Genomic DNA, 13,486 nt, shown 5'->3' with positions numbered 1-13,486 from the left:
CCATAACGAAGAAATATGAGAACCAATATCTATATATTTTTTGCGCTGTTGGGAGGAGTCCTCTGGTCTGCTTGCGGTCAGTCGCGAGGAGATGCGGAAGCGTACGGGAGAGACGTTGTTTCCGAAGAGGTGACGGCTAAAAGTGTCTCCACGTCTACCGCGGATGAGACGACAGACCTTACAGCTTCTGCTTCGTACGAAAGGAAGCTGACGAAAAGGGGAGCCATTCGTTTCGAAACATCGGATGCGAAGAAAACTCACGCAGCGATTCAGCAGGCGGTGGTTGAAACGAAAGGATACATATCGAGCGATAATCTGAATCAATACGGCAATCGGATCATCCATACCGTTACGATTCGTGTTCCTGCAAGCCAATTTGATGCGTTGCTTGACCGGATTTCGTTGAATACGGACAAGATCGAAGACAAACATATCGAAGTGCTCGATGTCACGCAGGAATATATCGATCTGGATACTCGTATCAAGACCAAGAAAGAACTCGAAAACCGTTATCAGGAGCTGCTCAAGCGCGCCCATACGATCGACGAAATTTTGAAGATCGAAGAACAGATCGGTGTTTTAAGAGCCGACATCGAATCGGCCGAAGGACGTTTACGTTATTTGACCAATGAGGTGACGTTCAGTACCCTTACTGTCGAGTTTTATGAGATGTCATCCGTTATAGCTACCGGATTCGGGTATGAATTGAAAGAGGCTTTCCGAAACGGATGGAATTACTTGTCGCGGCTCATTCTCGTCGTGGTGAATCTTTGGGCGATACTCTTGTTCATCATCGTTATATGGGTGCTTGTCGTAAAACTCAGAAAGTGGCGGAAAAGAACCCCCAAGAACAATGTATAACCTTCGTGTGGTCCGGGAAAAGTGTTTGGGCTCATGAATTATTCAAATTCTGCGATATATATGAAAAGAAAATGGAATTATCAATGGTTGCTTGCCGTAACCTTGTTATTAGTTATTACATCGTGTAACCATGTGAAAAAAGAAGGAGTTGAGATTTTGAAACAATCTGATTTTCCCGCACCTCCTGTTGCGGAAGTGATGCCTGATACGTTTACGAATTTCGGGCAACAGCGTATTGACGATTATTTTTGGTTGAAAGACAAAAATAATCCTAAGGTGATAGACTATCTGAACGCCGAAAATGCGTACACCGATACGGTGATGGCATCGACGAAAGGCCTCCAGCAGACCATTTACGACGAGATTCTCGGCAGGATGAAGGAAGACGACGAGAGTTACCCGTCATTCAAAAACGGTTATTACTACTACAGTCGTACCGAAAAAGGCAAGCAATACCGTACGCATTGTCGGCGGAAAGGCTCCATGGATGCACCGGAAGAAATTATCTTCGACATCAACAAGATGGCGGAAGGCAAACCGGCTTTTATCTTCAGCGGTTACTCCGTCAGCCCGGATAACAGCAAGGCCGCGTATCTCTATAACGAAACCGGTTCGTATGCCGAATTTACCATGAAGATCAAAGACCTCGCTTCGGGCGAGACGGTCGGTTTCGAAGTCACCGGAGCAGCTTCGATGGCGTGGGCAAACGATAATAAAACGTTATTCTACAGTTTGATTGATAAAACATTACGCTCGTCGAAAATCTATCGTCGGATGCTCGACGCTTCCGAAGGCGAGTTGATTTATGAAGAAACGGACGCACGTTTCAGAACATACGTTTCGGGTAGTAAGACGAGAGAGCAGATTTTTATTTTGTCCGGAAGTTCGACGACCTCCGAAACGCGCTATGTCTCGGCCGATCATCCGACCGATGCGTTTAAAATATTCATGCCTCGGGTGCAGGATGTGGAATACAGTGTGTATCCGCACAAAGACAAGTTCTTTGTACGTTACAAGGATAAAGAAAATCTGAACGGTATGATTTACGAAGTGCCGCTCACGGGCTACGAAGACCGTACGAAGTGGAAGGTGTTCGTACCGCACGATAAGGATGTGCGTATTGAAGACATTGATATTCTGAAAGACTACGTGGCGCTGGAGTTGCGCAAGAACGGATTGGCTGAAATTCATATCAAGCCGATCGACGGCGGCGAAACGAAAACGATCGCTTTCCCCGAACCGGTCTATTCGGCATGGCTGGGCGGAAATCCCGAATACGATGCCACGACGATTCGTTATACGTACACTTCGCTCAACCGTCCGACTACATTATATGAATATACGATTACAAACGGCGAGACGGCTAAACTCAAAGAGCAGGAGATCCCTTCCGGCTTCAACCCCGACGATTATACGGTAGAGCGTCTCTGGGCTACGGCGCCCGACGGCGTAAAAGTGCCGATGGCCATCGTTTATAAGAAAGGATTGAAGAAAGACGGATCGAATCCCGCTTTGCTTTATTCGTATGGCAGTTATGGGAGCAGTTCCGACGTGTATTTCAGTACAAGCTATTACAGTCTGATCGACCGGGGCTTTGTGTTCGGTATCGCGCAGATACGTGGCGGAAGCGATCTGGGCGAACAGTGGTACGAAGACGGCAAGCTGCTGAAAAAGAAAAATACGTTTACCGATTTCATTGCGTGCAGCGAAATGCTGATTAACGAAAAGTATACTTCACCCGATAAGTTGGCGATTATGGGCGGAAGTGCCGGAGGACTGCTGATGGGAGCCGTTGCGAATATGCGTCCCGACTTGTATCGGACGGTTGTGGCGCAAGTACCGTTCGTCGATGTGATCAATACGATGCTCGACGAATCGTTGCCGCTCACTACGGGCGAGTACGAAGAGTGGGGGAATCCGAACGAGGAAGAGTATTACCGGTATATGCTTTCTTATTCGCCTTACGACAATATCAAGGCGCAGAATTATCCCAATATGCTTGTGACGGGAGGAATCAACGACTCACAGGTGCTGTTCCACGAGCCGGCGAAGTATGTAGCTAAACTTCGTTCGATGAAGACGGACGATAACATCCTGATTTTGCACATGAACATGGATTCGGGACATGGAGGCGCCACCGGTCGTTACGACGGCATCAAAGATACGGCTTTCGAATTTGCCTTTATCCTGAACAGGGTAGGAATCAGCAAATAAAGCCGGATCGGTAATCAATCGAAGATGAGAAAAGGGGGGATGTCTTTCAGTGGCATCCCCTTTTTTTGTGTCCGGACACGTACACATTGAGCGAGCAATATATCTTATGTCTTTAAGGAAGTTATTCAATGTGTCCGCTCGGGGTTTTCCGTATTTTCCATAAATATCGTACCTTTGCACGATTTAATTGCAGCCGGAATGAATAAGAAGAATAAAGAGACATTGTATTTGCGGGAAGCTTTCAGCGAGATAGACGATTCGGTGGGAATCGTGATGCCCATCCTGATGGAATGCGATAAGGATGAAGATTTTTCCGAAGGGATCGATAAAGTCGGTGAAAGTTTGCCGATTCTCTCGTTGCGGAACATGGTGCTGTTTCCGGGCGTGGCCATGCCTGTCATCGTCGGGCGGGCCAAGTCCATGCGCCTGATTCGGGAAGCCTCGCATAAAAAGATGATGATCGGGGTGCTGTGTCAAAAGGAGACGGAGGTCGAAGATCCGGGGTTCGATGACTTGTATACGATCGGTGTCGTGGCTGAAATACTGCGGGTACTGGAAATGCCGGACGGTTCGACAACGGCTATTCTGCAAGGCCGCAAACGTTTTCAGTTGCATGAACTGACGGAAACGGAGCCTTATCTGACCGGGCGCATCTCTCTGTTGGAAGATACACATCCGAAAAAGAGCGATCGCGAGTTTGAGGCGCTTATCTCAACCATCAAGGACCTTACGGTAAAGATGCTGACAGCATCCGGTGAGCCTCCCCGCGACCTGATCTACTCCATCCGCAACAATCAGAATGCAATGTATCTGATCAGTTTTGCATGCTGCAATATCCTTTCGCATTCGCCCGAAAAACAGGAACTTTTGGCCATCAACGACCTGAAAGACCGTGCATATCGACTGCTGTTTATTCTCAACCGTGAGTATCAATTGATCGAACTGAAAGCATCGATTCAGATGAAGACTCACGAAGACATCAACAAACAGCAAAAAGAATATTTCCTTCAACAGCAGATCAAAGCCATTCAGGAAGAGTTGGGTGGAAATATGAACGACATCGAGATCAAGGAGCTGCGCGAGAAGGCGAAGAGCAAAAAATGGCCGAAGGAAGTCGGCGAGATCTTCGAGAAAGAAGTCGCCAAGCTCGAACGTGTTCATCCGCAATCGCCCGATTATTCGATACAGTCGCAATATGTGCAGACCATCATCAGTCTGCCGTGGGGGGAATACAGCAAGGATAATTTCAACCTGTCGCATGCACAGCGGGTCTTAGACCGAGACCATTACGGCATGGAGAAAGTCAAGGAGCGTATTATCGAGCATCTGGCCGTGCTGAAGCTTAAGAAAGATTTGCGTTCGCCCATTCTGTGTCTCTACGGGCCTCCGGGAGTCGGTAAAACGTCGCTCGGTAAATCGGTGGCCGAAGCGCTGGGGCGGAAATATGTCCGCATTTCGTTAGGCGGCCTGCACGATGAAGCCGAAATTCGCGGACATCGCCGTACCTATATCGGCGCGATGGTGGGGCGGATCATTCAGAATCTGCAAAAGGCAGGGACATCGAATCCGGTGTTTGTGCTCGACGAGATCGATAAGGTCGGTAACGACTTCAAAGGCGATCCTGCTTCGGCGCTGCTCGAAGTGTTAGACCCGGAGCAGAACACGACGTTCCACGACAATTATCTCGATATCGATTACGACCTGAGTAAGGTTCTGTTCGTTGCAACGGCCAATAATCTGAATACGATTTCACAGCCGCTGCTCGACCGGATGGAACTGATCGAGGTGAGCGGATATATTCTGGAAGAAAAGATCGAGATTGCCGTGCGTCATCTGATTCCGAAACAGATGGAGCTGCACGGGATTCCTAAGCATACCGTCAAATTTCACCGTCATGCCGTGCGGGCGGTGATCGAGTCGTACACGCGCGAGAGCGGCGTGCGTGAGCTGGAGAAGAAAATCGCCAAGATCATGCGACGCATCGCACGCAAAATCGCTTCGGACGAAGAAGTACGTCCGATGATCAAGGCGGAAGACCTCAAAGAATATCTCGGCGCCGTGGAATATACGCGCGACAAGTATCAGGGCAACGAGTACGCCGGTGTGGTGACGGGGCTGGCGTGGACGGCTGTGGGCGGAGAGATTCTTTTTGTAGAGTCGAGCCTGAGTCGCGGCAAAGGGTCGAAGCTGACCATCACGGGCAATCTGGGCGATGTGATGAAGGAGTCTGCCATGCTTGCGCTCGAATATGCGCATTCGCATGCCGGACAGTTTGGCATTGACGAAGAGCTGTTTGAAAACTGGAATGTGCATATCCATGTGCCTGAAGGAGCCATCCCTAAAGACGGCCCGAGCGCCGGCATTACGATGGTGACATCGCTTGTCTCCATCTTTACGCAACGAAAGGTGAAACGTAATCTGGCCATGACGGGCGAGATCACGCTGCGTGGCAAGGTGCTTCCCGTGGGCGGCATCAAGGAGAAAATCCTCGCGGCCAAGCGTGCCGGCATCAAGGAGATCATCCTTTGTGCCGAGAACCGGAAAGATGTGGAAGAAATCAATGCGATGTATTTGGAGGGGCTGACCTTTCATTATGTCGACGACATCACGCAGGTGCTCGACCTCGCTTTGTTGTGCGAGAAAGTGAAACATCCGCTCTTCGGGTAAGCGTGTTTCCGAAACAGGCAAGCGTTCCGGAAACGGAAGAGAGTGGAACGCCGTCAGTCAAACATCAAATTAAATTCGTCTTTTAACTTCGACAGCAGCGGATTGATTTCGTTCAGCAGCTCGAACTTTTCTGCCGACGTATAGGCCAGCCTCTTTTCGTTCGCTTCGTCGATGCGTATCTTTAATTGAATCTTTCCGTTCTTCAACTGCGTGCGGAGTGCTTGCAGGATAGAGGCATTATGATTGAGCAGCTCTTCCTGCTGTCCGGGGTTGTGTACGACGACCTCGAACAGAAACTCCTCTTTCAGTACGGGCTGACAGTTGATCATCGTATTTTTCAGATGTACTTTCTTCTCTATCGTTGCGGCAAACGCATTCCAGCAGCCAATCAGCTCCTCTTCGGTGAACGGATTCGTTTCTTGCAAAGCCTCTTCGGTATGATACGTAACCTGTGTTTTTTGGGCGGTTTCCAAAAGACCGGTCAGAGACGTGTTCGTGGGACGTCGGTTAATCGGTTTCCGCGGCGTTTGGGTTGCGCTTGGCGTACTCGTTGCGGCGAGCGTCGGCGTCTGTGTGGCAGGCGGTATGGAGGGGCTTGCGCTACGATGCGTATCGGATGCGGGCAAACCTTCAACCGCCCGAAGCAGTCGCAGCCTCAGTCGCTTTTTTTTTTAGCCTCGGCGATCGTAGCAGGGCCGGCTTCCTGGAGTTGACACAGCTGAACGAACGTCAGCTCGAGCAAGAGTCGCTTGTTCCGGCTCTCGCGATAATGCAGATCGCATTCATTGGCCAACTCAATAGCCTGATACAGCAGCCAGTCGGGACACTGCCGGGCTGTTTCGCGGTATCGGTCGCGGATCGATGCGCCGATTTCAAAAAGCACGATCGTGCTTTCATCTTTGCAGACCAACAGATCGCGGAAGTGCGAGGCCAGCCCCGTGATGATATGCTGTCCGTCGAACCCTTTCTCTATAATCTCGTTCAGGATGAGCAGGCTTGTCCGTATGTCTCCTTCCAGAACAGTGTCCGTAATGCGGAAATAATATTCGTAGTCCAGCACATTGAGGTTTTCGATCACGGCCTTGTAGGTAACGTTTCCGCCCGTGTAGCTGACTACCTGATCGAAGATAGACAAAGCGTCGCGCATCCCCCCGTCGGCTTTTTGTGCGATGACGTTCAGCGCTTCGGGTTCGGCCTTCACCCCTTCCTCGCCGGCTACATATTGCAGATGTTCTACGGCGTCGACGACCGAGATGCGTGAGAAATCGTATACCTGACAGCGTGACAGAATGGTCGGCAGAATTTTATGCTTCTCCGTCGTAGCCAGAATAAAGATCGCATAATGAGGCGGCTCTTCGAGTGTTTTGAGAAAAGCGTTGAAAGCGGCCTGACTGAGCATGTGTACTTCGTCGATGATATAGACCTTGTATTTCCCCACTTGCGGCGGGATACGTACCTGCTCGATCAGCGAGCGAATGTCATCGACTGAATTGTTCGATGCCGCGTCCAGCTCATGGATATTCAACGACCGTTGCTCGTTAAACGACCGGCACGACTCGCACGCATTGCATGCCTCGCCCGCGGACGTCAGATTCATGCAGTTGATTGTCTTGGCAAAGATACGCGCGCACGATGTCTTTCCCACCCCGCGAGGGCCGCAGAACAGGTAAGCATGTGCCAACTTATTGCTCAGGATAGCGTTCCGCAGCGTAGTGGTCAGAGATTTTTGCCCGACCACGCTGTTGAACGTCGACGGACGGTATTTTCTGGCTGAAACGATATAATTTTCCATTTTCTTGTGTTGCCGGACAGCGATGGGGCGAGTATGTATGCACACCCCCGGACGGTGTTTTGTATCTGCCGTGAAATCCGGTTTGTTTTCTTGCAAAGGTATGGAATATTTTTCATACTTTTGCACAAACTTCTCAACAGATATGTCCGAAAAAGAAAATTTCTATACGAAATATCTCTCCAAGTTGAATCTCTACGTGGTCGTGATCGCCGTATTCATGATCATTACGTTTGTGGTGGGCGACAGCAACCTTTACGTACGCTATACGTATGACGATAAAATCCGCAGCCTTGAACGTGAGATTAAGCATTACCGGAAAGAAATCGAGACGAATCGCCGGAAGCTCGAAGATCTTCATACGAGCAAGGAGAGATTGGAACAATATGCCCGCGAAGAGTTTTACATGAAACGGAAAAACGAAGATATTTTTATTATCCGGGACTGATGGAATTACGCATACGCACATGGATTTATATGCTTTCGGGGGCGCTCGTGCTCGTCGGGGCGTTGCTGTATATCACCCAATGGAAGTATGCCCCCTGGCTCTTCGCGGTGGGAGCGGCCGGCGTAACGGTCAGTTACCTGACCGCGCCACGGAACGAAACGGATTTTCGCCTGCGACGGTTGCACCGGCTGAATATGTTTGCCGGAATCGCGATGATCGTCGCGTCGGTGTTTATGTTCAAACAGCGTATGGAGTGGGTGCCTTGCCTTTTGATTGCCGCGCTGATTCAACTGTATACCTCTTTCGTCGCGAAAGACCGGAAATAAGTAACCCGTTTTTAGCAATCTTTGCCAAAGCATCCAAAACAATCGAATATTCTCAAAAAAAGAGGAAGTGCATTTGGATTATAAAAAATCATATAACTTTGTGGAAATTACCAATCCATAAAAATATAAGAACAAATGAAATCCGTTAGAAAATCGAACTTATTTACAACATCCCTTATTATGTTGTTTTTCTTCGGCCTGATTGGGTTTTGGGGATGTGAAAAAGGAGAATTGTTTGGGAAAGATTATTCCGAACACCTTGATTTGGGAACTTTTGAGTTGTCCAAAATGTCGGAAAAAGACATGAATATTATGAGTCAGGCACTCCAACGATTGGATATTGACATGAAGGAAGGGCTTTATCATGTAAAACAAACTTCCGGAGCAGAAGTTAATATTTCGGAAGAATTGTTTAATTATTTGGTGGCAGGTTTTGAGCATACGAATACAATCTTCAAGCCCAAATCTGTAGATACTTCTATCGTGAGATTAAAATACGGTTTTATGGAAGGAGATGGGGAACCACAGGATTCCACCTATTGTGTGGCTCATGCATTGGCCGGAATGGGTGGAGTCTCTTTTGGGAGAGCAAGAGCATATATAGACAGCCTTTATGGATCGAACGGAGTGCCGGCGTATGCGATGGATTCCGTAATATCGCATTTTTATCCGAACGCAAGGCGATATGACTCTCCTATACCGGGAAGACCTGTGAATAATACATTGATATGGTTCCATACCTCCGACAGTACCGGACATGCGGTTAATGGATGGCGTTTCGACCCAAGTGGTAATTATCTCTTTTATATAGAATAGATAAGCAGAATAATAATGATATAAATTTTATTGAGGTAAAGAGAGTATCTTCAATATATTACCCATAATATATATAAAGCCATGAATAATTACATGAAGATGATATTTTTTGCACTTTTTTGTCTCTCCATAAACCTCTCTGCCCAAGAGAACGATTGGTATGAGAGAAATCTCTCGGCTTATACCGAATTTTTGAAGACAGGGTTCGGTATCGAGGTCAAAGCTCCGGATGGTTTTACGGATCTTAATCAGTATTATGTTTTATGGGCGGCTCGTTTTCATCGTTCAGGAGGAACCGGCAGTATCTATGGTCCGATGTTTATGTCTCCTGAGGAAGACTGTATAATAACGTATTCGGCACACCCAATGTATTTCACTAAAGAAGATATCGAAAGAGCTAAAATATGTTTTTTGATGGAGCGGGTAGGGAACAGAGATACGACTACTTCCGAGCCTAAGTTCGAAGATAATAACAGCATGTATCCTCGTGCTCAAATTACGGCAGAACTGCGAAATGCCTTGGGATTGTTTATAAGTCCTGTCAGTCGGAATGATGACACGACCCGGATTAATTTCGATGACTACGTGACGATCATTTCGGGCAAGCGTGCACGCGATATGTTTAATGCCGATTCCGTTTATCTCTATGATCTACCTCACGCCGATTCCGTTTATTTCTTTGATGAGTCATTGGAAAAGATGCGGAAGGGAAAATATCCGTATTGTTCGGGTATGTTTATTTATAAAAGGGATCGTGCAACGATGGATGTCAAGTTTTTCTTTACGGAAGAAGGAAAGAAGAAGCAAAACGAGTATATCCGGTTGATGGGCAAACATATCTGGTATGACGAACGTTTTAAGCAAGAATAAATGTTCAATAATTCATTTTACCAATCTTCGCCCCAAAGCATCCAAAACAATCGAATATTCTCAAAAAAAGAGGAAGTGCATTTGGATTATAAAAAATCATATAACTTTGTGGAAATTACCAATCCATAAAAATATAAGAACAAATGAAATCCGTTAGAAAATCGAACTTATTTACAACATCCCTTATTATGTTGTTTTTCTTCGGCCTGATTGGGTTTTGAGGATGTGAAAAAGGAGAATTGTTTGGGAAAGATTATTCCGAATACCTTGATTTGGGGACTTTTGAGTTGTCCAAAATGTCGGAAAAAGACATGAATATTATGAGTCAGGCACTCCAACGATTGGATATTGACATGAAGGAAGGGCTTTATCATGTAAAACAAATTTCCGGAGCAGAAGTCAACATTTCGGAAGAATTGTTTAATTATTTGGTGGCAAGTTTTGAGCATACGAATACAATCTTCAAGCCCAAATCTGTAGATACTTCTATCGTGAGATTAAAATACGGTTTTATGGAAGGAGATGGGGAACCACAGGATTCCACCTATTGTGTGGCGTATGCGCTTGCCGGAATGGGTGGAGTCTCTTTTGGGAGAGCAAGAGCATATATAGACAGTCTTTACGGATCGAACGGAGTGCCGGCGTATGCGATTGATTCCGTTGTTCGCCATTTTTATCCGAATGCGAAAAACACTCTTAATGGTGGATACATGAATAATGCTTTTATTTATTTTCAAACCTCGGATAGTACAGGTCATGCAGTTAATGGATATTGGCATGATAATAATACTGGATATATATATTATAAGGATAATCAGACAGGAAATGATGGAGTAATCCATCGTGATAGTTTGATAAAATCATATTACCCTTAATTTTAGTTATATATTGTATGAGGCTGTATGTTTTTATATTAATCATTGTTGTTTCTTCAAATCTGTTCTCTCAGGAAAACCTTGTATATGAAAAGAACTTTTCTGCCTATCAAGGTTATTTTACGGAAAAATTTGGAATAATCTGTACGATTCCTAAAGCATTTGAAGATTTGAACCAATATTATGTAATGTGGAAAGTCCGAAATGAGCCGTCAAAACATACCGGAAGCATGTATGGCCCTATTTTTCTTTCAACGGGTAAAGAATGTATAATAGCATATCCTGCTCTATTATCATATTTTTCAGTAGAATCCAAGGATAATATAAAACGAATGAAACTTCCTTTTTATCCTCGTAGTCAGATTTTAAATGAAATTAGAACTTCGCTTGGCTTATTTAATAGTCCTTTTAATCTGTTAAATAAGGATGCAGTCAGAATTAATTTCGATGACTACGTGACGATTATAGCGGGTAAGCACGCGCGCGATATGTTTAATGCCGATTCCGTTTATCTCTATGATCTACCTCACGCCGATTCCGTTTATTTCTTTGACGAATCACTGGAAAAGATGCGGAAGGGAAAATATCCGTATTGTTCAGGCATGTTTATCTATAAGAGAAATCGGGCAACGATGAATGTCAAGTTTTTTTATACGGAAGAAGGAAAGAAGAAGCAAGACGAGTATATCCGGTTGATGAGCAAACATATCTGGTATGACGAACGTTTTAAGCACAAATAAATGTTCAGGAAATTATCAATCAATAAAAATATAAAAACAAATGAAATCAGTTAGAAAATCGAACTTATTTACAACATCCCTTATTATGTTGTTTTTCTTCAGCCTGATTGGGTTTTGGGGATGTGAAAAAGGAGAATTGTTTGGGAAAGATTATTCCGAACACCTTGATTTGGGAACTTTTGAGTTGTCCAAAATGTCGGAAAAAGACATGACTATTATGAGTCAGGCACTCCAACGATTGGATATTGACATGAAGGAAGGGCTTTATCATGTAAAACAAACTTCCGGAGCAGAAGTCAACATTTCGGAAGAATTGTTTAATTATTTGGTGGCAGGTTTTGAGCATACGAATACAATCCTCAAGCCCAAATCTGTAGATACTTCTATCGTGAGATTAAAATACGGTTTTATGGAAGGAGATGGGGAACCACAGGATTCCACCTACTGTGTGGCGTATGCGCTTGCCGGAATGGGTGGAGTCTCTTTTGGGAGAGCAAGAGCATATATAGACAGTATTTACGGAGCAAATGGAGTGCCGGCGTATGCGATGGATTCCGTAATATCGCATTTTTATCCGAATGCAAGGCGATATGATTCTCCGATACCGGGAAGACCTGTGAATAATACATTGATATGGTTTCATACATCCGACAGTACCGGACATGCGGTCAACGGATGGCATTATGATTCAAACAGTGGTTACATATTGTATAAAGATTCTCAAAATGGAGACTATATATACCCTATTAAAGCCGATAGTATATCTTCAATATATTACCCATAATAAATTATGTAAAGCCATGAATAATTACATGAAGATGATATTTTTTGCACTTTTTTGTCTCTCCATAAACCTCTCTGCCCAAGAGAACGATTGGTATGAGAGAGATATCTCAGCTTATACCGAATTTTTGAAGACAAGGTTCGGTATTGAGGTCAAAGCTCCGGATGGTTTTACTGATCTTAATCAGTATTATGTGATGTGGACAGCGAAAAAAATTAAGAAATATTGTGCTGCTGGTAATATTTATGGCCCGATGTTTATGTCTCCGGAGGAAGACTGTATAATAATGTATTCAGCACGTCCGATGTATTCCTCTAAGGAGGATATCGAAAGAACTAAAATATGTGTTTTGATGGAGCGGGCAGGGAACAGAGATACGACTACTTCCGAACCTAAGATAGGAAATAACAGCACATTTCCTCGCAGTCAGATCACAGGAGAATTACGAGGGGCTTTGGGATTATATCTCGGATTTTTTTATCCGTTTAATGATGACACGACCCGGATTAATTTCGATGACTACGTGACGATTATAGCGGGTAAGCACGCACGCGATATGTTTAATGCCGATTCCGTTTATCTCTATGATTTACCTCACGCCGATTCCGTTTATTTCTTTGACGAATCACTGGAAAAGATGCGGAAGGGAAAATATCCGTATTGTTCGGGTATGTTTACTTATAAAAGGGATCGTGCAACGATGGATGTCAAGTTTTTCTTTACGGAAGAAGGAAAGAAGAAGCAAGACGAGTATATCCGGTTGATGGGCAAACATATCTGGTATGACGAACGTTTTAAGCACGAATAAATGTTCAGGAAATTATCAATCAATAAAAATATAAAAAAAAATGAAATCAGTTAGAAAATCGAACTTATTTACAACATCCCTTATTATGTTGTTTTTCTTCAGCCTGATTGGGTTTTGGGGATGTGAAAAAGGGGAATTATTTGGGAAAGATTATTCCGAATACCTTGATTTGGGAACTTTTGAGTTGTCCAAAATGTCGGAAAAAGACATGACTATTATGAGTCAGGCACTCCAACGATTGGATATTGACATGAAGGAAGGGCTTTATCATGTAAAACAAACTTCCGG

The 13,486-nt window shown here is 45.1% G+C and carries 11 protein-coding genes and 2 pseudogenes; 12 read left to right on the top strand and 1 reads right to left on the bottom strand.

Going from position 1 to position 13,486, the window contains the following annotated elements; translation table 11 throughout:
• Positions 1 to 15: 15 nt before the first annotated feature.
• The 3 genes from Tanf_RS07490 to lon all read left to right on the top strand — a co-directional run bounded on the left by Tanf_RS07490 (position 16) and on the right by lon (position 5,742).
• Positions 16 to 861, top strand: coding sequence for a DUF4349 domain-containing protein (locus tag Tanf_RS07490; RefSeq protein ID WP_046825436.1), 846 nt, complete (start codon positions 16 to 18; stop codon positions 859 to 861).
• Between the two features lie 60 nt (positions 862 to 921).
• Positions 922 to 3,075: a S9 family peptidase gene (locus Tanf_RS07485; protein WP_201774585.1), complete on the top strand. Its 2,154-nt coding sequence runs from the start codon at positions 922 to 924 to the stop codon at positions 3,073 to 3,075.
• A 198-nt stretch (positions 3,076 to 3,273) separates the two neighbouring features.
• Positions 3,274 to 5,742, top strand: a complete 2,469-nt coding sequence (gene lon / locus Tanf_RS07480) for an endopeptidase La (RefSeq protein WP_041590941.1) — start codon at positions 3,274 to 3,276, stop codon at positions 5,740 to 5,742.
• Positions 5,743 to 5,795: 53 nt separating this feature from the next.
• Here lon and Tanf_RS15910 read toward each other — a convergent pair.
• A pseudogene (locus Tanf_RS15910) lies at positions 5,796 to 7,534 on the bottom strand (DNA polymerase III subunit gamma/tau).
• 142 nt (positions 7,535 to 7,676) lie between these two features.
• On the opposite strand from Tanf_RS15910, the gene Tanf_RS07470 reads away from it, so the two are divergent.
• From Tanf_RS07470 to Tanf_RS07430, 9 genes and pseudogenes are all read left to right on the top strand, one after another.
• On the top strand, positions 7,677 to 7,979 hold the full coding sequence (locus Tanf_RS07470; RefSeq protein ID WP_046825435.1) for an FtsB family cell division protein: 303 nt from the start codon (positions 7,677 to 7,679) through the stop codon (positions 7,977 to 7,979).
• Positions 7,979 to 8,305: a hypothetical protein gene (locus Tanf_RS07465; protein ID WP_046825434.1), complete on the top strand. Its 327-nt coding sequence runs from the start codon at positions 7,979 to 7,981 to the stop codon at positions 8,303 to 8,305. Before Tanf_RS07470 ends, Tanf_RS07465 begins: the two co-directional genes overlap by 1 nt.
• 303 nt (positions 8,306 to 8,608) lie before the next feature.
• Positions 8,609 to 9,121 carry a hypothetical protein gene (locus tag Tanf_RS07460; RefSeq protein WP_236684406.1) on the top strand — a complete coding sequence of 171 codons (513 nt, stop codon included), beginning with the start codon at positions 8,609 to 8,611 and terminating at the stop codon, positions 9,119 to 9,121.
• Between the two features lie 93 nt (positions 9,122 to 9,214).
• Positions 9,215 to 9,991, top strand: coding sequence for a hypothetical protein (locus Tanf_RS07455; RefSeq protein WP_236684405.1), 777 nt, complete (start codon positions 9,215 to 9,217; stop codon positions 9,989 to 9,991).
• 311 nt (positions 9,992 to 10,302) lie between these two features.
• The gene (locus tag Tanf_RS07450; protein ID WP_236684404.1) at positions 10,303 to 10,866 is read left to right on the top strand and encodes a hypothetical protein; all 564 of its coding nucleotides are present in this window, start codon (positions 10,303 to 10,305) and stop codon (positions 10,864 to 10,866) included.
• Positions 10,867 to 10,883: 17 nt separating this feature from the next.
• The gene (locus Tanf_RS07445) at positions 10,884 to 11,606 is read left to right on the top strand and encodes a hypothetical protein (protein WP_014226175.1); all 723 of its coding nucleotides are present in this window, start codon (positions 10,884 to 10,886) and stop codon (positions 11,604 to 11,606) included.
• Positions 11,607 to 11,646: 40 nt separating this feature from the next.
• Positions 11,647 to 12,390 carry a hypothetical protein gene (locus Tanf_RS07440; RefSeq protein WP_231964473.1) on the top strand — a complete coding sequence of 248 codons (744 nt, stop codon included), beginning with the start codon at positions 11,647 to 11,649 and terminating at the stop codon, positions 12,388 to 12,390.
• A 28-nt stretch (positions 12,391 to 12,418) separates the two neighbouring features.
• Entirely contained in the window at positions 12,419 to 13,198 is a 780-nt protein-coding gene (locus Tanf_RS07435) for a hypothetical protein (RefSeq protein ID WP_236684403.1), read from the top strand.
• 40 nt (positions 13,199 to 13,238) lie between these two features.
• Positions 13,239 to 13,486, top strand: a pseudogene (locus Tanf_RS07430) (hypothetical protein); the annotation flags it as partial.

The sequence above is a fragment of the Tannerella forsythia genome (assembly GCF_001006485.1).
Classification (GTDB): domain Bacteria; phylum Bacteroidota; class Bacteroidia; order Bacteroidales; family Tannerellaceae; genus Tannerella; species Tannerella forsythia.
This window is presented reverse-complemented; position numbering and strand designations above follow the sequence as displayed.